The organism is Mesorhizobium sp. M0011 (assembly GCF_040324155.1).
Taxonomy (GTDB): domain Bacteria; phylum Pseudomonadota; class Alphaproteobacteria; order Rhizobiales; family Rhizobiaceae; genus Mesorhizobium.
Genome location: NZ_JAMYVQ010000009.1, coordinates 42,257 through 63,171, shown reverse-complemented (window position 1 = coordinate 63,171; position 20,915 = coordinate 42,257). Strand labels below are relative to the sequence as shown.

The window sequence follows — 20,915 nt, the reverse complement described above, 5'->3', positions numbered from 1 at the left end:
GCTTCCTGCCGGGTGCCTTTTTGGCGCCCGGCGGTCTAAGCCAGCTTCACCAGCAGCTTCATGAAGGTGGCGATCTCCTTGGCGGAGAGCGGCGCCAGCGTCTCCTGGGTGATCTCGCGCGCCAGCGGGATCAGGCGCTCGATCGCATCGCGGCCTGCCGCGGTCAGATTGACCAGAAGCCGTCTTTTGTCGACCTCGTGCTTGGAAAGCTCGACCAGGCCGCGCGCCTTCAGCCGGTCGATGACGCCCTTCACCGTCGCCGCATCCATCGCGATCAGCGTGCCGAGCTGGTTCTGCGAGGTCTCGCCGACGTCACGCAGCTTGGCCAACGCCGCGAATTGCGGCGGCGTCAGGTCGCCGATATGCGCGGCAAAGATCGCGACATGGCGCTGATGCGCCTTGCGCAGGATGAAGCCGACCTGCTCCTGCAGGAGGTAATCCTGGTCGTCCGGCGCCTCGACCTCGACCAGCTTGAGCAGATTGTCCTCGCCGCTCACCGCAAGCCATCCCAGGCTTTGATGTCATCGGCCGCGAGACCACCCATGCGATCGTGGATGCGCGGGCCGCAGGTCATGGCGAGGCAGAACAGGATCTCGTCGGGGCGCGGACCATCGGACATGCCGACTTCCATGGCGTCGAAATGGCTGCGCACATAGGCGGCGTTGATGTGGCCGAGCGGCACGTCGAGCTTCGAACCGAAAGCGCCGACCTTCTTCGCCGATGGCACGATCGCCTTGGCGTCGCCGAGCCGCTCGCGCATGGCGTAGCCGCCGGGCACATGCCACAGCGCGCCGTGTTCCAGCTCACCCGCCGTGCCGACAATGGCGCCCTTGCCGTAGCCGTCGATCTGCTTGACGTCGCCGCCGAGCGCCGCGATCAGCCGGTCGACGAGCAGCAGGCCGAGCGGCTTGAGATCGTCCATGGCGCTCTGCAGCTCCTCGACATAGCGCCCGGCGAACGGGTTTTTCACGAGCGCCATGGCGGCGGCGCGGCGGCGCGGCACCCTGGCCACCGGCCCGCCCTCGTGAAAAATCTCTTCGGTCAGCACCGCGATCTTGCGGATCGGAAACTCAGGCATGGGCAACCTCCTCCCTCGAACTTTTGTTGGGCGCGGCAAGCGCAACCGAGCCACTGATGCGGGCCTCACCGCCAAGAAACAACGCCGATCCGGCAATGAGGCCGCGCCGGCGAAAATCTTCGGCGACGGCAAGGCCATTGTCCAGCGCCTGCGCCACTTCGCCAGGTGCAAGCGTGCCGACGTGTTGGGTCACCAGTAGCGAGCCAAGATCGCTGTCGGGCGACAGTTCATGTGCGGAAATGCGTCTGATGGCGGGATTGCCAGGCAGGTCCACTGCGTTGGCAATGAGGGTCGCCGCCGCATCGGCCTCGGCGCCGGTCCGCGCGAGCACGGTGACGGCGTCGGCAATGCCAAGCGAGAAGGAGCGGCCGCGCCAGCCGCTGGTGGCAACGCCACGAACGCCATCTTCCGCGCGGATCGTGATCCGGTCGGCCATGCCGTTGCCGGTGCCGGCGACCGCCAATCCCATCGACTGTCCCCTGCCGATATGGATTGCGCAGTCGCCACCGTTGTTGACATAGGCGCGATCGAGCTTGCGACCCTCAAGCAATGCGGCGAGCATTTCGTCGGCTACCGATCCCGCGACGGCGGCCATCGGTGTTATGAAGCATTCCGCCAGGGGCATAACAGCTGCCTCCATGCGGCGCGCCGTCGGGCCGGCGAATGTGCGCGGCACCAGGAAAAACGCCGGCAGCCGCAATTCGGGGAGTTCCTCGACCAGCTCCATCAGGATCGTCTGGAACCGCGCTACGGCTTGTTCATAGGCTCGGCGGCATTCATCCGCCTCACCAAAAACCTCGACGATCAGGTCGATCGGCCCGTGGTTGAGATGCAGCCGCCTGCCGTCCTGCAGCCAATGGGCTTGCGGACCTTGCATCACCCGGCCCCGTTCGGGCCGGCACGACGTAGCTGCGCGAGTGGCGGCCATGGATTGTTGGCTTCGGCGCCGGTGCCGCGGCGCGGATTCAGGTACTCACCGCCTTTTGCGACAATGTCCTCGACGCTGCGTATCTCGGCCTCGTAGCCGCCGAGCCTGACATAGTCGTCGCGGCGCAGCGTGAACTCGATCGGGGCCACCAGCGCCGGCGTCGGCACATAGCCGAAGGCGCCTTCCGGCACTCGTGTGACATCGACCATCAGCGTGATGCCGCCGCCCGGCCAAACATAGACCGGCGCGCCGCCGACCGTCACATAGGTCTTCAGGCCCTGAACCGAGCGGGTGAGATTGACCGGGTTTTCGGTGACGCCGGCCCGCAGCGAACCGCCGGCACCGCCGATGAACAGCACCGTGCACAAAGCCGGCTCGCAATTGTCCTCGATCAGGCCGACCGACTTTTGCAGCCGTTCGGGGAAAGGTTTTTGCACCGGTTTCAGCTCGTCATCGAGCTCGTAATAGGCGAACTGCTCGCCGGTGGTCGACACCATCAGCAGCGACAGACCCGGCCGCGCGCCTTTCTTGGCGTTCCACTCGCCGAGGATCGACAGTGGGTCGGAAATGCTGGTGCCGCCCCAGCCGAGACCGGGTTCGGAGACCTTGAAATAGCGGCCCGGCGTCGAACGGCGACCAATGATCTTGATGCCCGTATCCTGCCAGCCCAGAACCTTGCCAGCCTGGTGCTCGGAAACGACGCCGGTGATGTGGTCGTCGACCACCACCACCTCGTCGACCAGGCCGCGCCATTGCGTGGCGAACATGCCTATGGTCGCCGAGCCGCAGCCGACGCGCATGCGGTGTTCCTGCTTGCCGTCGATGACAGGCGCCTTGCCGGCTTCGACTGTTATGGTGGCGCCGCCGTCGATGGCCAGTTCCACCGGCTTGCGGTTGCACAGATTGAGCAGAGCGTCGCAGGTGGCGCGGCCCTCGGCCTTGGAGCCGCCGGTCAGGTGATGCACACCGCCCAGCGACAGCATCTGCGAGCCATATTCTCCCGTCGTGACATGGCCGATCGCTTCGCCTTGCGATCGCACGACAGCCGTTTCGGGTCCGATATGACGGTCGGTGTCGATCTTCACCTTGACGCCGCAATACGAAAAAATGCCTTCGGTGACCACGGTCACGAGATCGACGCCTTCGACTTCCTGGCTGACGATGAACGGGGCCGGCTTGTAGTCGGGATAGGTGGTGCCGGCGCCGATTGCCGTGACGAAGCGGCGGCCGGTGTTGACCAGTTCGCCGTCCCAGGCCTCGCCTTCGGCAATGAACGGCACGATTGCCGCGCCGGTCTCGGCCGCATGGTCGAGGATCGTCAGCGGGTCCATCCGCACGATCCTGCCGCCGACATTGCCGTAGCGGTCGCAGGCGCCCGTGCGCCCATCCGCGATGTAGCACATCACCGGACAGGCATCGCAGCGGATCTTCTCCGCCACCAGCTTCTCGCCGGGATCATGGGTTTCGAAGCGTTCGGCAAGCTCGCTCATCGGCGTGCCTCCTTTTCGCGGATGCCATCTTTTTCGCGGATGCCAGCGCGGATACGCGTCGGCGTCGCCGGTATCTTGGTGACCAGGACGCCGGTGGCGTGGCGGATGGCATTGAGGATTGCCGGTGCCGTCGGGATCAGCACATGCTCGCCCAAACCCTTGGCACCGAAGGGTCCTTCCGGGTCCGGAACTTCAATGAGAATGGTCTCGATCGGCGGCACGTCGCCAATGGTCGGGATGAGATAGTCGTGCAGATTCTCGGTGCGGCCGGGGATGTACTCTTCCATCAGCGCCATGCCGATGCCTTGCGCGATACCGCCTTCGATCTGGCCCTCGGCCAGCAGCGGGTTGATCGCCTTGCCGACATCGTGCGCGGCGGTGATTTTCAGCAGCTTCACCGTGCCGAGCTTGAGGTCGACCTCCAGTTCGGCGATCTGCGCGCCATAGCCGTAAACGGCATAGGGCTTGCCCTGTCCTTTGGCATCGAGCGGCAGTGTCGGCGGATCGTAGGTCTCCTCAGCACGGAAGACGAAGCCTTCGGTATCCACATCCAATGTCGCGAGATCGATGCGGCGCGTGGCTTCGCCTTCGCGGATGACGATCGCGGGGCCGTCGAGTTGCAGGGCTGCGTTTTTGGAAACATTGGCAAATCGCAGGATCTTTTCGCGCAAGGCGCGGCCGGCCTTTTCGGCTGCCTTGCCGGTGACGAAAGTCTGGCGCGAGGCCGAGGTCTTGCCGGCGTCGGGAGTGATGGCTGTGTCGGCGCTCTTCAGTTGGAATTTCTCCAACGGCAGGCCGAGAGCGTCGGCGCAGATCTGGGTGATGACGGTGTTGGAACCCTGGCCGATATCGACGGCGCCCTGGTGCAGGATGACCGCGCCGTCGGCCGCGATGCCGACCCGGATTGTCGACGGGTTGGGCAGCGAGGTGTTGCCGCAGCCATACCAGCAGGACGCGACGCCAACGCCGCGCTTTCTATCCCTGTTGGCACTGTTGAATGCATCCGCATCAGCCGTCGCGCGCACCCAATGCGGCTGCAGCGATTCGAGGCATTCGGCAATGCCGACGCCGGACTCCAGAAGCTGCCCGGTAACCGTTTCGGAACCGTTCCGAAGGCAGTTCCTTAAGCGGAAGTCGAGCCGGTCCATGCCGAGCTTGCCGGCCAGCTCGTCATAGAGCGTCTCCTGCATGATCGTCGCTTGCGGGACGCCGAAGCCGCGGAAGGCACCGGAAATTGGCCCATGCGTGTGAATGGCGCGGCCTTCGGCGCGGTAGTTCGGCGTCGCGTAGGGTCCGGAGGCGTGCACCGGCACGCGGTTGGCCACGGTAGGGCCCCAGCTTGCATAGGCGCCGGTGTTGAAATCGCCCTCAAAGATCATGCCGGTGACGAGGCCATCGGCATCGGTGCCGATAGTCGCTTTCATCTCGGCCGGATGGCGCTTGGTGGTCGACATCATCGATTCGTTGCGGGTGTAGGCGAGTGCCGCCGGCCGCCCCGTCTTCATCGCCACAAGGCCGATCAGCGGCTGCAGCGAAACGTCGAGTTTGGAGCCGAAACCGCCGCCGGTCGCGGTCGGCACGATGCGCACCTTGTCGACGGCTAGGCCGAGCACCTTCGCCGTCTCGTCGCGGTCCATATAAGGCGCCTGGGTGCAGGCGACGACCACCAGCGTGTCGCCGTCCAGATAGGCATAGCCGGCTTCCGGTTCGATATAGGCGTGCTCGACATAGGAGGTGTCGATGGCGCCGGACACGGTGAACGCAGCGCCGGCAAGCGCCGTCTCGGGGTCGCCGCGTTCGACCAGGCCGGAGGTGAGCAGGTTCGCCGGCCGACTTTCATGGATCAGCGCAGCACCCTCAGCCTGCGCCTCAGTGGGTTGCAGAAAATGCGGCAGTTCGCTCCAGCGGATAGGAAAATCCGACAGGTCGAGATCGAGGATCGCCTCGCGCTCGCCGGCGACCAGCGCCACCGCCTCGCCGCGAAGACGAGTAAAACCTACGGCCAGCGCCGGCTGGTCGGCGAATGGGCCGATAGCGCCGAAACAGTTTTTTCCCGGAATGTCGGCGGCGGTGAAGACCCCGGCGATGCCAGGATGCTGTTTCGCCCAGCCGTCGAGGTCGCCGAAGGCGAAACTGGCGTGATAATGCGGCGAGCGGACCACCAGCACGGCCAGCGCATCGGCGGGGAAGGAATCGCCGCCGAATTTCTCAGCCCCGGTGACCTTCGGCACGCCGTCGAGTCGGATCGGCGAGGAGCCGATCGCGTGGCCGGATGGGGGCAAGCGGAAATCCAGGCTTGCTGCCTGCAGCGAGGCATCCATCACTGCGGCAATGATCTTCCGGTAGCCGGTGCAGCGGCACAGAATTCCGCCGAGCGCGTCCTGTACCTCGACCTCGGTGGGGCTCGCCTTCTTCTCCAGCAACGCCGTCGCCGCAACCAACAGGGCGGGCGTGCAGATCCCGCACTGCGCGGCGCCGTAGGCGAGGAAAGAGGCCTGCAACGCCGACAGCCGGCCGTTGGAAAGCCCTTCGACTGTCGTCACCGATGCGCCGGCAGCGGAAGCCGCCGGCATCAGGCAGGCGCAGACGGGATCGCCGTCGACCAGCACCGTACAGGCGCCGCAATCGCCGGCATCGCAGCCGACCTTGGTGCCGGTCAGCCCCAGTTCGTCGCGCAGCACCAGAGACAGCCGGCGCAGCGGCGGCACATTGACCGAGACGGCGGCGCCGTTGACCTCGAAGACGATATCGGCGCGCGCAGCGCCGAAGCCTGGCTGGGCACTGCTCGGATCGGGCAAGGCTTCACGCGCGTCAGGCTGAATTTGGCTCATGCCGCCACCTCTTCGCAAGTCGTCCGGCCCACAGCCGCGAGCACGGCGCGGGCAACAATCTCGCGCACCGCATCGAGCCGGTATTCGGCGCTGCCGCGCACATCGGCGATCGGCGACAGTTCGCTCATCGGCGCGGACAGGACCGCAAAGGCAAGTCCGCCATCCGCCGGCAGCCCGCACAACGCGGCTTCGACGCCGGCCAGCCGCCTGGCCACCACCGAGCAGGAGCCGGCGGCGACCGCCGCTTGCCGGACAAGGCCGTTTTCGACGACCAGACGTGCCGCCACCATGGCAATGGAAATGACGAGATAACGGCGCGCGCCGAGCTTGACGAAAGCCGACATGCCCGTAGCAGCGGGTCTCGGCACGCGGATGGCCGTGACCATCTCACCGGGCAGCAGAGCCGTTCGGCGGTTGCCGAGAATGAAGTCCTGCAGCGGCAGGTGCCGCGTGGCTGCCACCGAGCGCAGCTCGACCTCGGCATCGAGGACGAGCAGGGCAGGCACACCGTCGGCGGCCGGCGACGCGTTGCAGACATTGCCGGCGACCGAGGCGACGTTCTGGATCTGCACCGAGCCGACCTCGCGCGCCGCCTGTTTCAAGGCATCGAAGGCCGGCGGCAAGGGGTGGCGGACGATGTCGGTCCAGGTCGTGCGCGCGCCGATGACGAAATGGTCGCTCGTCTCGGCAATGCCGCGCAGCGAACCCAGGCCGTTAATGTCGAGAACATTGTCGCGGAAGGGTTTGCTGCCCTGTGCCGGATAGAAATCGGTGCCGCCGGCAAGGATGCGCCAGGCGCCCTCGCCAAGCAAAGCGAGCGCTTCGTCGACCGAGGTGGGTTTCGCGTAACGGATCACGCTTTGCCTTCCAGAAAAGGAACTTTCCGAATCCGGTATTTCCGGCGTTCAAGCCGAGAAATTCATTCGTATGCAAATGATATCAAGCCCGCAGGATTTGTCAAAGCCGGAGTTTGCAGCGACCCGGCCGGCACGCATTTGTTATGTCGCGAGAGGTTGACGCCGCCGGCCATCTGGTCAAGTTTCTGCGTCCGGTCTGTTATGTCGCGAGAGGTTGACGCCGCCGGCCATCTGGTCAAGTTTCTGCGTCCGGTCGCGTCAGCGGCATTTTCCACTGGAGCCTGCATACGGAAGAGGAAAGCCCATGGCCGACGAAGCGCTTGTCGTCATCGACCTGCAGAACGATTTTTGTCCGGGCGGCGCGCTGGCGATTGCTGGCGGCGATGAGATCGTGCCGCTGGTCAACGACCTGATCCGGCGAACCGACCATGTCGTGCTGACGCAGGACTGGCATCCCGCCGGTCACTCCAGCTTTGCTTCGAGCCATCCGGGCGCGCATCCCTTCACCATGATCGAGATGCCGTACGGCCAGCAGACGCTGTGGCCGGACCACTGCATCCAGGGCAGCTTGGGCTCCGATTTCCATTCCGGCCTCGCCTGGACCAAGGCCGAACTCGTCATCCGCAAGGGATTCCGGCCTGATATCGACAGCTACTCGGCCTTCTTCGAAAACGATCGCACGACACAGACCGGCCTTGCCGGCTACCTCCGGGAGCGCGGCATCGACACGCTGACCCTGGTCGGGCTGGCGACCGATTTCTGCGTTGCCTTCTCGGCGCTGGACGCCGTTAGCCAGGGCTTTAAAACCATAGTGCGGCTCGATGCCTGCCGCGGCATCGATCTCAACGGCTCGCTCCATGCCATGCTGCAGCGCATGCGCGACGCCGGCGTGACGCTCGAAGACCCTTTGTCGGATTGAACGGATCGTGGGGCAACAGGTAGAGATCCGATGTTTAAAGGCAGGATTGTCGCCTTCGGTGAAGGTCCCCCTCACCCGGATTGCCAGCCGAATTGCGAAGGGCAATTCGGGGCGATCCGACCTCTCCCCTAGGGGAGAGGAGGCTGCCGGCGCCGAAGCTCGTCTCTTCTCCCCAACGGGGAGCAGATGGCCGCGTAGCGGCCGGATGAGGGGGCCTTTTTCATATCCGATTCCCCTGTTGGCTGCATGCGCTGCGATAATTGCCGCTACGCTGTTTCCGGCACAAGCTTTCGCGGCGGAGGAACACGGCCTGCCCGGCGCTTCGATGTCGCTGTGGTGGACGCTGCCCTTTGCCGGGCTGCTGTTGTCGATCGCCACCGGTCCGCTGCTGTTTCCTCATGTCTGGGAGCATCACTACGGCAAGATCGCGGCCCTTTGGGGCGCTCTGGTGGTCCTGCCGCTGGCGGTTGCCTTCGGTGTCCCCACAGCGACCGAAGCGGTGCTGCATGCGTTGCTCACCGAATACATGTCGTTCATCATCCTGCTGTTTGCGCTGTTCACCATTTCGGGCGGCATTCTCATTGCCGGCAACATTCACGGCACGCCGCTGGTGAATGCCGGCCTGCTGCTGGTCGGCGCGCTGCTGGCCTCGGTGATCGGCACGACCGGTGCCTCGATGATCCTGATCCGGCCGATCATCCGCGCCAATGATAACAGGCCGTTCAACGCCCATGTTGTCATCTTCTTCATCTTCCTCGTCTCCAACATCGGCGGCTCGCTGACACCTTTGGGTGACCCGCCTTTGTTCGTCGGTTTCCTCAGAGGCGTCGATTTCTTCTGGACGACCGCCAACCTCTGGCGCGAAACGCTGTTCGTCGGCGGCGTCGTGCTGGCCGTCTTCCTGGGCATCGACATCATCCTGCACCGGCGCGAGGCTGGCGCGCCGAAGATCAAGGATCCGACACCGGATACCAAGGTGCGTCTGCGCGGCCTGGCCAACCTTCCGCTGCTGGCGGGCGTGATCGGCGCCATCCTGCTGTCGGCGGCCTGGAAGCCGGGCGTCAGCTTCTCCGTGTTCGGGGTCAGCCTGGAACTGCAGAATCTGGTGCGCGACGCTCTCATCCTGGCGCTTGCCCTCGTTTCACTTGCCATTTCGCGCAAGGAATACCGCGAAGCCAACGGCTTCAACTGGGGTCCGATATCAGAGGTGGCCAAATTGTTTGCCGGCATCTTCATCTGCATCGTGCCGGTCGTCGCTATCCTGAGGGCCGGCCATGAGGGCGCGCTGGCGCCGTTGGTCGCCCTCGTCACTTCGCCCTCGGGAGGGCCCAATGACCTCGCCTATTTCTGGCTGACAGGGGCGCTGTCATCCTTCCTCGACAATGCGCCGACCTATCTGGTGTTCTTCGAGCTTGCCGGCGGCGACCCCCGGCACCTGATGACGGAATTCGCCTCGACTTTGGCGGCGATCTCCGCAGGCGCGGTGTTCATGGGTGCCAACACCTATATCGGCAATGCGCCGAACTTCATGGTCTACGCCATCGCCAGGCATCGCGGCGTCAAGATGCCGGGCTTTTTCGGCTATATGGCATGGTCGGGCCTGGTGCTGATCCCGACATTTTTGGTAACGGGTTTTCTGTTCTTCGGCTGATCAGCCCACGCCGACATAACGGCGCACCGCCGACGGGTCGGCACGCAATTCCTCGACATCGACCGTCTCGCGATTGCGGCCGTTCTCGATGAAGGCAACGCGGTCGGCGACCGAAAGCACCGCATCGACGCGCTGTTCGACCAGGATCGTCGAGACCCCCATGTCGCGCAGCTTCGACACCGTCTCGCGGATCTTGGCGATCATCGACGGCATCAGGCCCTCCGTCGGCTCGTCGAGCAGCAGCACTTGCGGTTCGAGGCAGAGTGCGCGTGCCATCGCCAGCATCTGCTGTTCGCCGCCGGACAGTGTGCCTGAACGTTGCCGCAGCCGCTGGCGCAGCAGCGGAAAGAGGTCGAGCACATTTTCACGCGTCGCCTTGCCCTTGCCGCGCGCCATCAGGCCGATCTCGATGTTTTCCGCCACCGTCATCTCGGCGAACAGCCGCCTTCCCTGCGGCACATAGGCGACGCCGGCCTTGGGCACTTCATGTGCCGGTAGCCGAGTCAATTCCTGACCGTCGAGCCTGATCGAGCCGGCGCTCGAGGGAACCAGCCCCATGATGGCTTTGAGCGTCGTCGTCTTGCCGGCGCCGTTGCGGCCGAACAGGCACAGCACCTCGCCCTTGTTCAGCACCAGGTCGAGGCCATAGAGCACCTGGACCTCGCCATAGAAGCAGTCGAGCCCCGAGATGGTGAGTGCTTGAGACGTCGCCTCGGCCTTGTTTGTCTCGGTCATGGGGCGGTCCCTAGATAGGCTTCCTGCACCGCCACGTTCCCGCGGATTGCTTCGGGCGTGCCTTCGGCGAGGATCTTGCCGGCGTTGAAGACGGTGATGCGGTCGGCCAGTTGCATGACCACGGGCATGTTGTGCTCGATCAGAAGCACGGTGGCATTTTTGGCGATCTCGCGCACCAACGTGATGAAATTGTCGATCTCAGAGTCGGCCAGGCCTTGCGTCGGTTCGTCGAGGATCAGCAGGCGCGGCTTCAGCGCCAGGCCCATCGCCACTTCCAGCAGGCGCTGATGGCCGTAGGACAATTGGCCGGCCGGCATGTGGGCACGATCGGCCAGGCCGGTGCGTTCGAGCGCGGTCATGACAGCGGCCTGTATCGCGCTCTTGGAATGGCCATGCCGCAGCGTCAGCTGCACGGGCAACGCGACGTTGGCGTAAACGGACAGGTTGGCATAGACGCTGGTGAGCTGGAAGGTGTAGGCGATACCCCTGCGGACCCTGACATAGGCAGGCAGATTGGTGATGTCGGCGCCGTCGAAGACGATCATGCCGGCAGACGGCTGGATGCGGCCGCTGACCAGGCTGACGAAGGTGGTTTTCCCCGCCCCGTTGGGGCCGATCACGGCGCGGATTTCGCCGGGCATCAGCGCGAAATCGACATTGTCGACGGCGCGCAGGCCGCCGAAGTTGCGCGACAGGCCCTTGGTGGTCAAAAGCGGCATCATGGCAGCCACCCGAGCCAGCGCTGGCGGATGCTGCCCAGAATGCCCTTTGGGAAAAAAAGCACCAAAAGGATGAGCGCGATGCCGACTATCAGCAGATAGGCGGAGGTGTAGCCGCTGGTGATATCGATGACATAATACATGAACAGCGTGCCGATCAGCGGCCCGAGCGTTGTGGCAGCACCCCCCAGCAGCACCCACAGCAGCGGCAGGATCGAATACTGCACCGAAGCGAAACTCGATCCGACATAGCCGAACAGCAGCGCGTAGGCGGCGCCCGAGGCAGCGCAGATGGTGCCGGAGATGACGACGGCGGTGAGCTTGTTGGAGAAAGTGTCGTATCCCAGCATCTTCGTCCGCTCCTCGTTCTCGCGGATGGCGACCAGCACGCGGCCATAGCGGGAGCGGACCATGGCCAACTTGACGAGAAGCACGATCGAAAACAGCCCGAGCGCTGTCAAGTAGCGCACCGTTGGATTGGTGAGTTCGAGCGATGTCGTGCCGAAGCTAAGCACCCGCGCCGGCTGCGGGACGACCATGCCCTGGTCGCCGCCAGTCCACGTCGCGAAATAAAGAATGAGGAGATAAAAAACCTGGGCGAACATCATGGTGACGATCATGAAGGCGACGCCCGAGGCGCGGAGCGCCAGCAGGCCGATCACCAGCGCCAGCACAGCGCCGCAGGCAATTCCGCTGAGGAAAGCCGCTGGTACGCCCCAGCCAAGCTGGATGACAGCAAGGCCGGCGCCATAGAGACCGGCGGCAAAGAACATGGCGTGGCCGAGGCTGAGCAGGCCGACATAGCCGAACAGCATGTTGTAGCCCATGGCAAAGACCGCCAGCACCATGATGCGGGCAAGCAGTCCGTGATAGTACTCCGGCAGCAGGAAGCTCAGCACGAAGAGCAGCGCGATGACGCCGAGATGCAGGGCATAGGCTTTTGCCGGCGAAGCTTCGCTCATCGCGATGCCGTCCCGAACAGGCCTTGCGGGCGGAACACCAGCACCATGGCGACCAGCAGCGTTGCGATGATCTTGGCCAAAGTCGGCGAGAAGAACATCGAGATGATGCCGTCGGAGAGGCCGATCAGCACGGCGGCGACGACCGTGCCGCGCAGCGAGCCGAGGCCGCCGATGATGACGACGATAAAGGAGAGCAGCAGCGGATCCTGTCCCATCAGATAATGCGCCTGGCTGATCGGCACGATCAGCACCGCGGCAATGGCCGCCAGCATGGCCCCAAGCGCGAAGACGCCGCCATAGACACGGCCGACAGGGATGCCGAAGGCTTGCGCCGTTTCGCTGTCATACTGCGTGGCGCGCATGACGAGGCCGATCCTGGTGCGCGTCAGCACCAGCCATGTCGCGGTGAGCAGCAGCGCGGAAGCGGCGATAACAGACAGTTTGTAGCCGGAGTAACCGAACCAAGGCAAAAGGATGCGGTAGCTGAACGGCGGCTCCACCGGCCGCGCCTCCGGGCCGTAAAAAGTCAGCGCCAATTGCTGGATGATGTAGAGCATGCCGATGGTGGCGACGATGGTGGCTTCCGGATTGTAATTGAGCCGGCGCAGCACCAGCCGTTCGGCGACCAACGCAATGGCGCCGACGATCAGCGGCGCAATCACCAGCGCCGCCAGGAAGCCGAGCACAGGGTGACCGCCGATGGCCGTGGTGATCGCCCAGGCGAGCACCGCGCCCAGCATGAAGAACTCGCCATGCGCGACATTGACCACCCGCATCACGCCGAACACAAGCGACAGGCCAAGCGCGGTCAGCGCCAGCACCGCGGATGTGACGAGGCCTTCGAGGGCGGCGAGGAGAAGGTGGGGACCGAAGTGCATGGGCTATGCGCCAACGGATGCGCGAGGCACCCCCCTCTGCCCTGCCGGGCATCTCCCCCGCAAGGGGGGAGATTGGATGTCGTCGCTGGTTTCGCCAATCATCAACGCTGGCTGATGGGCGCTGCCGCACAAACCGCCGATCTCCCCCCATGCGGGGGAGATGTCCGGCAGGACAGAGGGGGGTGCCTTGGCGCTCACGCTACTGAAGCTAAGCCTCACAGCGCCTGCGTCGTATAATCCCCCTCGGCCTCGTAAAGCCCGTCCTCGATCTTGGTCTTGTGCACGACCTTGAGCTTGCCGCCCTCGACCTTGGAGATGTTCTGGATGCCAAAGCACTGGTGGATCTTGCCGTTGAAGGTTTTCGGCCCCTGCGGATGCTCGGCACCTTCGGCGAATTCGGTCAGGGCTTCGGTCGCCTCGACCAGCTTGGCGCGGTCTTCCGGTCCCTTGTAGCCGGCATCTTCCATCGCCTTCTTGACGACGTAGAGCGTCTCCCAGCAGCCGAACATGTGCGCGGCAGTGGAGACGTCCTTGGGGTCTCCGACGGCGGCGCCATTGTCGTCGATGCCGACAGCAGCGCGATAGGCCTTCTGCGCTTCGGAATCATCGGCCTGGGCATAGCGCGGCGAGCCTTCCCAGAAATGGCTGCCGTCGAGGAATTCGAGGCCGGGGCTGTTGATGTCGGTGGCCTCGAGCGAATCGATGAAGCCGAACAGTTGCGGCCGGTTGGAGCCGTAGAACTCGCCGAGCTCCTTGACGAAGGTGAGCACGGCCGGGCCGACCATGACGTGGTAGATCACCTCGGTCTCGGCCGGGATCTGCGGGAAGTATTTGGTGAAGGACGATTCCGTCGGCGGGATGGCGATCTGCGCGATGACCTCGGCGCCTTGCGCCTTCAGTGCCGGCGGCAGGTAGTCGCGATGGTCGTAGCCGAAGGCGAAATCGGGGAAGATCTGCGTCACCTTCTTGCCGGCATTGGCCGCGATCCACGGCGCCATCGACTGGATCTGGCTCTTCACGTCGGTGATGCCGGGCTGGAAGACATAGCGGTTCAGCTTTGTCGAGGCGACGTGATGGCCTTCGCTGACGACGAAATAGGGCATCTTGTTTTCGCCGGCGGCGGGCGCCGAGCCGATGACGACATGCGAGAACAGCGTGCCGAAGACGATGTCGGTCTTGTGCTGGGTGGCGAACTTGCCGACCACCTCGGCGCCACGGCCGGGATCGGTGCCGTCGTCCTCGATGATCACCTCGACCTGGCGGCCGTTGATGCCGCCGGCGGCATTGATCGCCTTGACCGCGGCAGCCGTGGTCTTCTCGTACCAGCGGCCGTAGGCAGCGCCGATGCCGGTGCGGTGCGACTGGAAGCCGATCTTGATCGGCGCCGAGCTCTGCGCCTGGGAATAGCGGACGAAGCCGGGGGCCAGGCCGAGGCCGGCGCCCGCGGCCAGACCCTTCAGCGCCGTGCGGCGGGTGAGCGTGGATCTGGAGAGATCGAAAAACCCATTCTTGTCAGTCACGGCAGTTCCCCTGTTCTTGAGTTTTGACTGGCTGTAACGAGGCAAAAAATCGCATGTATACAAACTAAATCACCAAAGCCCCGACGTGGCAAGCGGGCTTTCCCCAAAGGTATGTTGGTCGCCTTTTCTCACCCTGTGGTCGGCGTGGCAAGCAACCAGAGGCCGAAGACGGTGTAGGCGATCATCAGCAAGGTGAGCGGGAGCTGGCTGAGTGCCGCGCGGGAGGGCTGTGGGTGCAGGCGCCAGGCGAAGCCGTGAGCGACGAGGACGGCGAGCACATGGCCCAGGATGATGGCGCCGGCCTGGATATTCCACAGCCACCACGCAGAGTTCGCCCCCGCAACGATGCCGGTCTCGATCTGCATGTCGGCGGTGTCGAACAGGTTCCAGCCCATCGCGAACGGATCGGAAAGTGCCGCGAGCGCATATTGGCCGTCGACGAGCAGCGCCGTCAGATAATGCGCAACGTGATAGGCGAGCGCGATCGGCACGATCGACCACACCAGCAGGCCTGCGGCCTGGCCGAGAGTGTGATCGCTGCCGGCAAGACGCTGGCCGAGCCGGACGGCAAGCAGGAACACCGCGGCCAGCAGCGCGAATGTCAGGATCAGCCCGAAAGTGCCGCTGCCGATCAGCGCGGTGCGGCCGGGAAATTCGAGTGGGTTGATACCGAACAGGCCGAGCCAGAAGAAGGTCTTCGACAGGCCGTCGAAGGATACCGACGACAGGGCCAGCAGCAGAAAGGCGATGCCGCTGGCCGGCAAGGGCTCCGCGGCCAGCAGCTTGGCGCCGGGCCAGCAAAGTGCAAGCCGGCCGTCTTGGTTGCGTTCGACCATGGCAAAGCGCGCCACCATCGAGAAGAAGACCGTCAGGAATTCACCGCTGCGGCTCCAGCCGCGATAGCCGAACGCCAGCATGGCGAGGAAAGAGAACAGCCAATATAGGCCGGCGGCAAAAGCCAGCCGTGCCGGATCGTCGGGCGCGGGATCGATGAGTTCGAACCAGGCGAAGGCGAAGAACAGGATGGCACCCGGCCAGCAGCCGACCCAACGGGGCAGGCGCCATGCTCCGTGATCCCCGGTCCCGACCAGGCGCGAGGCGAGACGCCATGGTCCATACCAGGGGTTCAGCCATGACCAGAGGTCGCCGAAGAGGCCTTGCAACAGCGTGAGGCCGGCCCACAACAGCGTCCAGATCACCAGTGGCAGAGGATTGGAAAGTGGGTCGCGGCTGCCGAAAAGGCCGGCGGCGATGAGAATTGCAAAGCCGGCGAAGGATAGCAGGCTGATGGCGGCGCGGGTGGCGTCACCGAGGGCGAATAACGGCAGGCGCCGTCGCCAAAAGCGGTCAAGTGAATCCGCAGGCAGCAGCGCAAGGACGAGGAAGCTGACGGCCACGGCGAAGGCGCCGCCGACCAGATAGTAGCCGGTCGGCAGGAGCAGGACGTGGCCACGGTCGGAGGCGTGCGCGAAGGCGGGGGTGGGGAGGGATACGAATAAGCAGATGAAGCTTGTGATCAAGAGGCGATAACCTTCGCCGCCGCGATCCTTCACACCCCCCTCTGGCCTACCGGCCATCTCCCCCGCAAGGGGGGAGATCGGATGTCGCCCAGGCTTTCGCCAATTTTCAACTTCGGAGAAAAAGGCGGACTGGTCGAAGCGGCCAATCTCCCCCCTTGCGGGGGAGATGTCCGGCAGGACAGAGGGGGGTGTGCGGGAACTCAAGCTATCCGAGATTCCATCTTTGCAGGCGATGCCAGGAGCCCCATCCCCTCACACCTTGACCAATTGCTCCACGCGGTCCTTCTCGCCAAAGATCCTGAGATACCGCTCGATCTCTTTCACATCGCCGGTCGCCTTGGCCGGATTGTCGGAAAGCTTGACCGCTGGCCTGCCATTGGCCTCGGTGACCTTGCAAACCAGCGATATGGCGTCGAGGCTGTTGGTTTCCGTCGGCGCGCAGCCTTCGAAATCATTGGTCAGATTGGTGCCCCAGCCGAAGGACATACGCACCTTGCCCTTGAAGTGGCGATAGGTCTCCTCGATCGTCTCGACCTCGAGCCCGTCGGAGAAGATCAACAGCTTCTGCTTGGGATCCTTGCCCTTGTCGCGCCACCAGGACAGGATTTTCTCGCCGCCTTCGATCGGCGGCGCGCTGTCGGGGCGAAAGCCTGTCCAGTCGGCCACCCAGTCCGGCGCGTCGCGCAGGAAGGAGGCAGTGCCGAAGGCGTCGGGCAGCACGATCAGCAGATTGCCGCCATAGTAACGCTGCCAGTCCTGCAGCACCTTGTAGGGCGACTGCCTCAGCTCTTTTTCCGAGTCGGCAAGCGCGGCGAACACCATCGGCAGCTCATGTGCGTTGGTGCCGAGCGCTTCGAGGTCGTTGTCCATGGCCAGAAGCACGTTGGAGGTGCCGGTGAACGCTTCGCCGATGCCTTCCTTCAGCGCCTCGACGCACCAGCGCTGCCACAGGAAGGAATGGCGCCGGCGCGTGCCGAAGTCCGAGATGCGGATGCCGGGCAGCGCCTTCAGCCGCTCGGTTTTGGCCCACATCTTGGACTTGGCGCGGGCATAGAGCACGTCGAGCGCGAAAGGCCCGAACGCCCGCATCGCCGCGCGCGATCGAAGTTCATTGATGATGGCGAGCGCCGGGATTTCCCACAGCGTGGTGTACATCCACGGCCCGCTGAAGGTCAGCTCATACTGCCCGTCGCGCTTCGACAGCTCGTACTCGGGCAGCCGGAAGCCTTCCAGCCAAGCGAGGAATTCCGGCTCGAAGATCTGCTTGCGGCCGTAGAAATTGTTACCGCCGAGCCAGATCATCTCCTTCTTGGAGAAGCGCAGCGTGCGGGCATGGTCGAGCTGTTCGCGCAGTTCGCTCTCGTCGATCTCGTCGGCAAGGCGCACCGAAGTTGTGCGGTTGATCAGCGAGAAGGTGGTGTCGACCTTGGGATACATGCCCCAGATCATCTGCAGCATCAAAAGCTTGTAGAAATCCGTATCGAGCAGGCTGCGCACGATAGGATCGAGCTTCCAGGTGTGATTGTAGACGCGCCGCGCAATATCGGTCTTAGCCATGTTTCAACACCGCCTTCGCTGCCTGCCATCCACAATCGCGACAGGCCTCATAGCATCGAATCGGCCGGAACGCTGCCCGCTTTCAGGCTGGCCCGACAAAAAGAGCTGCCTGCATGCGGCGGCGCGCAGCCTGGCATCAGCCTGCGGATTTGGCGCCCATCACCCTGAGCGCCGGACGCTTGCGGCGGCTGACGATGCGGCCGGCCACCGGGGCGTCGGCGCGCCCGTCATCCCCGGCCTTCTCGGCGAACAGCCAGTCGATGAACACCTGCACGATCGGCGTCGTCCGCATCTCGTTGCGGCAGACGACATAGAAATCGTCGACCGCCGGCACCGACAGGCTGAACGGCGCGACCAGCATGCCCCTGGCCAGCAGCGCGCTTGCCGTCACCGAGTCGCCCAGCGCCACGCCATGGCCATGCACCGCCGCCTCGGTCGCCATACGCGCATCGCCGAGGTGATGGCGACGACCCCGCTCCAGGTCCAGCGCATCGGCCGCCGCCAGCCAGGTGTGCCATTCGCGGCCGTCGTCGCCATGCAGGAAGACATGGTCGGCGAGATCCCTGACGCTGCGGATCGGCCGGTTGTTGATCAGTGTCGGGCTGACCACGGGAAACAGTTCGAGGCCCGACCATTTGCGCATCCAGCAATCGGTCCAGCTGCCGTCGCCATAATGCACGCAGACATCGATGGTGGGCGCCCGCAAATCCTTGGGATCGTTGGAAGGAATAAGCGTCAGCCTTATGTCGGGATATTGCGCCATGAAACTGCCGAGCCGCGGTGTCATCCACAACAACAGAAGCGCCGGCACGCAGGAGACCGAAAGTGTGCCGCTGCTCGCCGGCCTTGTCATGCGCTGGGTGGCGGCGGCGATGCCGTCGAAGGCGGTCGACACCGCCGGCAGAAGCTCCGCGCCATGCGGTGTCAGTTTGACCCGCTGGCCGGCCCGCTCGAACAGCTTGACATTGAGCGACTGCTCGAGCGCCTTGATCTGATGGCTGACGGCGCCATGGGTGACATTCAGCTCAATGGCCGCCTTGGTCAGCGAGCCATGCCGGGCCGTTGCCTCGAAGGCGCGCAGCGGATTAAGCGGTGGCAGGCGCTTGGTCATGGGTATCAACTTTATTGTGAGATTTTCTCACAGAAAACACCCTAACAATATCAATTGATTTTTCAATGCCGCTGCCGGACACTGAACCTGGAACAGCATCAAGACGTGAAATCTGCAGGCAGCCACCGGGACAGCGGCCCGGCCGGATGACGGTCGGTTCGCAGGCGTCACCCGCGTCGGCACTGTATCAGCCCAGGAGGAGCGGACATGGGATACGATCGCGGCAAGCTCGACGCGTTGCGTCGCAAATATGGTGAAAGCCATGGCGGCGAGATGTTCGACCCGAAATTCCGCAAGGTCGCCGACAAGATCTTCTCCAAAAGCGGCACGCGGCTGGCGCCCTATTCAGGCATCCCGACCTTCCTCGCCGCGCCCTACCGGGAAATATCGGCCGACAATCCGGATTTCGGCGACCTTCAGGTAGCGATGATCGGAGTGCCGATGGATCTCGGCGTCACCAACCGGCCAGGCTCGCGCTTCGGGCCGCGAGCGCTGCGCGCCATCGAGCGCATCGGCCCCTACAATCACGTGCTGGAATGCGCGCCCACACATGAGCTCCGGGTCGCCGACATCGGCGACACGCCGTTTCGCAGCCGCTACCGGCTTGAGACCAGTCATGAGGATATCGAGCGCCGCACCAACCAGATCGTCGATGCCGGCGTCATCCCGCTTTCGATCGGCGGCGACCATTCGATCAGCCACCCGATCCTGAAGGCCGTCGGCAAGAAAGCTCCGGTCGGGTTGATCCATATCGACGCCCACTGCGACACCAGTGGCCTGTTCGACATGACCAAGTTCCACCATGGCGGCCCGTTCCGCAACGCGGTGCTTGACGGCGTGCTCGACCCGACGCGCACGATCCAGATCGGCATCCGCGGCTCGGCCGAATATCTGTGGGAATTCACCTACGAGTCCGGCATGACCGTGGTGCATGCCGAGGAGGTGACCGGTCTCGGCATTCCGGCCATCATCGAGAAGGCGCGCAGAATAGTCGGCGACGGCCCGACCTATGTCTCCTTCGACATCGACAGCGTCGATCCGGCCTTCGCGCCCGGCACCGGCACGCCGGAAGTCGGCGGGCTGACGACACGCGAGGTGCTCGAACTGCTGCGCGGCCTCAAGGGTCTCAACATCGTCGGCGGCGACGTCGTCGAGGTGGCGCCGCAATACGACTCGACCACCAACACGGCGCACGCCGCGGCACAGGTACTGTTCGAGATCCTGAGCCTGATGGTGTTCAGCCCGGCGATCACAGGCAAGGGCGCCTGACTTTCAGAAAAGCAAAGGCGGCCGCCGCGCTGGAGCCGGCGGTCGTGTCAAACAAAGCGTCCAGACAGGGGAATAACAATGACAATCCGCAAGACATTTTCAGCCATCGCCGCCGTGCTGATGCTCGGCACGGCCGGCTTCGGCCTGTCGATTCAGGCCGCCAGCGCCGATGCACTGGCGGACATCACCAAGGCCGGCACCATCAATGTCGGCGTCTTCGCCGACTTTCCGCCCTTCTCCTCGGCCAGCGCCGATATGAGCCTCAAGGGCTATGACATGGACGTCGCGCAATACATTGCCGACACGCTCAAGGTGAAGCTCAATCCCGTCGCCGTCACCGGCCAGAACCGCATCCCGTATCTGAACGACAAGCGCGTCGACATCCTGATGAGCGTCGGCTACTCGAAGGAACGCGAACAGGTCATCGACTTCGCCGCCGCCTACGCGCCCTACTACATCGCCGTGATCGGTCCGGCGGCACTGACGGTCAAGGGCAAGGAAGACCTCGCCGACAAGTCGATCGCCGTCAATCGTGGCACGCTGGAAGACACCTCGCTCACCGAGGCAGCACCGGCGTCGGCCGACATCAAGCGCTTCGACAACTACAATTCGGTGATCCAGGCCTTCATCTCCGGCCAGACGCAGCTGATGGTCGTCGGCAACGATGTCGGCGCGCAGGTGCTGGCCAAGCAGGATGCGCTGAAGCCGGAGCAGAAGTTCCAGCTTCTGACCTCGCCTTCGCATATCGGCCTCAACAAGAACGAGGACGGCCTGAAGAAGGCCGTCAACGATGCGGTCGCCAAGATGCTGGCCGACGGCAAGCTGGACGAAAGCTCGAAAGCCTGGCTGAAGACGCCGCTCAATCCCGAAAACCTCAAGGATTGAGTTTC

18 protein-coding genes are annotated in these 20,915 nt (G+C 64.2%); 4 read left to right on the top strand and 14 right to left on the bottom strand.

Annotated elements, in window-relative coordinates:
• Positions 1-35 precede the first annotated feature (35 nt).
• The 6 genes from NKK51_RS12795 to NKK51_RS12770 are packed head-to-tail and all read right to left on the bottom strand — an operon-like array spanning position 36 to position 7,184.
• Positions 36-497 (bottom strand): MarR family winged helix-turn-helix transcriptional regulator, encoded by a 462-nt coding sequence (locus NKK51_RS12795; RefSeq protein WP_352440585.1) that lies wholly within the window; start codon positions 495-497, stop codon positions 36-38.
• Positions 494-1,078, bottom strand: coding sequence for an amino acid synthesis family protein (locus NKK51_RS12790; protein WP_352440584.1), 585 nt, complete (start codon positions 1,076-1,078; stop codon positions 494-496). Before NKK51_RS12790 ends, NKK51_RS12795 begins: the two co-directional genes overlap by 4 nt.
• Positions 1,071-1,955, bottom strand: coding sequence for a UPF0280 family protein (locus NKK51_RS12785; RefSeq protein ID WP_352553137.1), 885 nt, complete (start codon positions 1,953-1,955; stop codon positions 1,071-1,073). Before NKK51_RS12785 ends, NKK51_RS12790 begins: the two co-directional genes overlap by 8 nt.
• A complete protein-coding gene (locus tag NKK51_RS12780; RefSeq protein WP_352440582.1) occupies positions 1,955-3,496 on the bottom strand; it encodes a 6-hydroxynicotinate reductase in 1,542 nt (513 codons plus the stop codon). The genes NKK51_RS12785 and NKK51_RS12780 overlap by 1 nt, the downstream gene beginning before the upstream one ends.
• On the bottom strand, positions 3,493-6,327 hold the full coding sequence (locus tag NKK51_RS12775) for a molybdopterin-dependent oxidoreductase (RefSeq protein ID WP_352553135.1): 2,835 nt from the start codon (positions 6,325-6,327) through the stop codon (positions 3,493-3,495). Before NKK51_RS12775 ends, NKK51_RS12780 begins: the two co-directional genes overlap by 4 nt.
• On the bottom strand, positions 6,324-7,184 hold the full coding sequence (locus tag NKK51_RS12770) for an FAD binding domain-containing protein (protein ID WP_352553133.1): 861 nt from the start codon (positions 7,182-7,184) through the stop codon (positions 6,324-6,326). The genes NKK51_RS12775 and NKK51_RS12770 overlap by 4 nt, the downstream gene beginning before the upstream one ends.
• Before the next feature lie 304 nt (positions 7,185-7,488).
• On the opposite strand from NKK51_RS12770, the gene pncA reads away from it, so the two are divergent.
• Both pncA and NKK51_RS12760 read left to right on the top strand, forming a co-directional pair.
• On the top strand, positions 7,489-8,103 hold the full coding sequence (gene pncA, locus NKK51_RS12765) for a bifunctional nicotinamidase/pyrazinamidase (protein ID WP_023810735.1): 615 nt from the start codon (positions 7,489-7,491) through the stop codon (positions 8,101-8,103).
• 205 nt (positions 8,104-8,308) lie between these two features.
• Complete coding sequence (locus NKK51_RS12760; RefSeq protein WP_128304202.1) at positions 8,309-9,754, top strand: sodium:proton antiporter; 1,446 nt, start codon at positions 8,309-8,311, stop codon at positions 9,752-9,754.
• On the opposite strand, the gene NKK51_RS12755 is transcribed toward NKK51_RS12760, so the two are convergent.
• From NKK51_RS12755 to gcvA, 8 genes are all read right to left on the bottom strand, one after another.
• Positions 9,755-10,489, bottom strand: coding sequence for an ABC transporter ATP-binding protein (locus tag NKK51_RS12755; protein WP_128304203.1), 735 nt, complete (start codon positions 10,487-10,489; stop codon positions 9,755-9,757).
• Positions 10,486-11,211, bottom strand: coding sequence for an ABC transporter ATP-binding protein (locus NKK51_RS12750; protein ID WP_128304204.1), 726 nt, complete (start codon positions 11,209-11,211; stop codon positions 10,486-10,488). The genes NKK51_RS12755 and NKK51_RS12750 overlap by 4 nt, the downstream gene beginning before the upstream one ends.
• A complete protein-coding gene (locus NKK51_RS12745; protein WP_128304205.1) occupies positions 11,208-12,170 on the bottom strand; it encodes a branched-chain amino acid ABC transporter permease in 963 nt (320 codons plus the stop codon). The genes NKK51_RS12750 and NKK51_RS12745 overlap by 4 nt, the downstream gene beginning before the upstream one ends.
• Positions 12,167-13,048: a branched-chain amino acid ABC transporter permease gene (locus tag NKK51_RS12740; RefSeq protein ID WP_128304206.1), complete on the bottom strand. Its 882-nt coding sequence runs from the start codon at positions 13,046-13,048 to the stop codon at positions 12,167-12,169. The genes NKK51_RS12745 and NKK51_RS12740 overlap by 4 nt, the downstream gene beginning before the upstream one ends.
• A gap of 215 nt (positions 13,049-13,263) precedes the next feature.
• Positions 13,264-14,568 (bottom strand): ABC transporter substrate-binding protein, encoded by a 1,305-nt coding sequence (locus tag NKK51_RS12735; protein WP_128304207.1) that lies wholly within the window; start codon positions 14,566-14,568, stop codon positions 13,264-13,266.
• A 128-nt stretch (positions 14,569-14,696) separates the two neighbouring features.
• The gene (locus NKK51_RS12730) at positions 14,697-16,145 is read right to left on the bottom strand and encodes a hypothetical protein (protein WP_352553129.1); all 1,449 of its coding nucleotides are present in this window, start codon (positions 16,143-16,145) and stop codon (positions 14,697-14,699) included.
• A gap of 195 nt (positions 16,146-16,340) precedes the next feature.
• The gene (pncB, locus tag NKK51_RS12725) at positions 16,341-17,645 is read right to left on the bottom strand and encodes a nicotinate phosphoribosyltransferase (protein ID WP_352440573.1); all 1,305 of its coding nucleotides are present in this window, start codon (positions 17,643-17,645) and stop codon (positions 16,341-16,343) included.
• Positions 17,646-17,781: 136 nt separating this feature from the next.
• Entirely contained in the window at positions 17,782-18,756 is a 975-nt protein-coding gene (gene gcvA, locus NKK51_RS12720; RefSeq protein WP_352553128.1) for a transcriptional regulator GcvA, read from the bottom strand.
• Between the two features lie 207 nt (positions 18,757-18,963).
• Here gcvA and speB point away from each other — a divergent pair, with 207 nt between their 5' ends.
• Both speB and NKK51_RS12710 read left to right on the top strand, forming a co-directional pair.
• Positions 18,964-20,025, top strand: coding sequence for an agmatinase (gene speB / locus NKK51_RS12715; RefSeq protein ID WP_352553126.1), 1,062 nt, complete (start codon positions 18,964-18,966; stop codon positions 20,023-20,025).
• A gap of 78 nt (positions 20,026-20,103) precedes the next feature.
• Positions 20,104-20,910, top strand: a complete 807-nt coding sequence (locus tag NKK51_RS12710; protein ID WP_023810725.1) for a transporter substrate-binding domain-containing protein — start codon at positions 20,104-20,106, stop codon at positions 20,908-20,910.
• Positions 20,911-20,915: the final 5 nt, after the last annotated feature.

What these genes read in the sequence shown, in the direction of transcription:
- NKK51_RS12790 (WP_352440584.1), bottom strand. Translation starts at nt 1,078, where the DNA reads ATGCCTGAGTTTCCGATCCGCAAGATCGCGGTGCTGACCGAAGAGATT.
- NKK51_RS12785 (WP_352553137.1), bottom strand. Translation starts at nt 1,955, where the DNA reads ATGCAAGGTCCGCAAGCCCATTGGCTGCAGGACGGCAGGCGGCTGCAT.
- NKK51_RS12780 (WP_352440582.1), bottom strand. Translation starts at nt 3,496, where the DNA reads ATGAGCGAGCTTGCCGAACGCTTCGAAACCCATGATCCCGGCGAGAAG.
- NKK51_RS12775 (WP_352553135.1), bottom strand. Translation starts at nt 6,327, where the DNA reads ATGAGCCAAATTCAGCCTGACGCGCGTGAAGCCTTGCCCGATCCGAGC.
- pncA (WP_023810735.1), top strand. Translation starts at nt 7,489, where the DNA reads ATGGCCGACGAAGCGCTTGTCGTCATCGACCTGCAGAACGATTTTTGT.
- NKK51_RS12760 (WP_128304202.1), top strand. Translation starts at nt 8,309, where the DNA reads ATGAGGGGGCCTTTTTCATATCCGATTCCCCTGTTGGCTGCATGCGCT.
- NKK51_RS12755 (WP_128304203.1), bottom strand. Translation starts at nt 10,489, where the DNA reads ATGACCGAGACAAACAAGGCCGAGGCGACGTCTCAAGCACTCACCATC.
- NKK51_RS12750 (WP_128304204.1), bottom strand. Translation starts at nt 11,211, where the DNA reads ATGATGCCGCTTTTGACCACCAAGGGCCTGTCGCGCAACTTCGGCGGC.
- NKK51_RS12745 (WP_128304205.1), bottom strand. Translation starts at nt 12,170, where the DNA reads ATGAGCGAAGCTTCGCCGGCAAAAGCCTATGCCCTGCATCTCGGCGTC.
- NKK51_RS12740 (WP_128304206.1), bottom strand. Translation starts at nt 13,048, where the DNA reads ATGCACTTCGGTCCCCACCTTCTCCTCGCCGCCCTCGAAGGCCTCGTC.
- NKK51_RS12730 (WP_352553129.1), bottom strand. Translation starts at nt 16,145, where the DNA reads ATGGCCGGTAGGCCAGAGGGGGGTGTGAAGGATCGCGGCGGCGAAGGT.
- pncB (WP_352440573.1), bottom strand. Translation starts at nt 17,645, where the DNA reads ATGGCTAAGACCGATATTGCGCGGCGCGTCTACAATCACACCTGGAAG.
- gcvA (WP_352553128.1), bottom strand. Translation starts at nt 18,756, where the DNA reads ATGACCAAGCGCCTGCCACCGCTTAATCCGCTGCGCGCCTTCGAGGCA.
- speB (WP_352553126.1), top strand. Translation starts at nt 18,964, where the DNA reads ATGGGATACGATCGCGGCAAGCTCGACGCGTTGCGTCGCAAATATGGT.
- NKK51_RS12710 (WP_023810725.1), top strand. Translation starts at nt 20,104, where the DNA reads ATGACAATCCGCAAGACATTTTCAGCCATCGCCGCCGTGCTGATGCTC.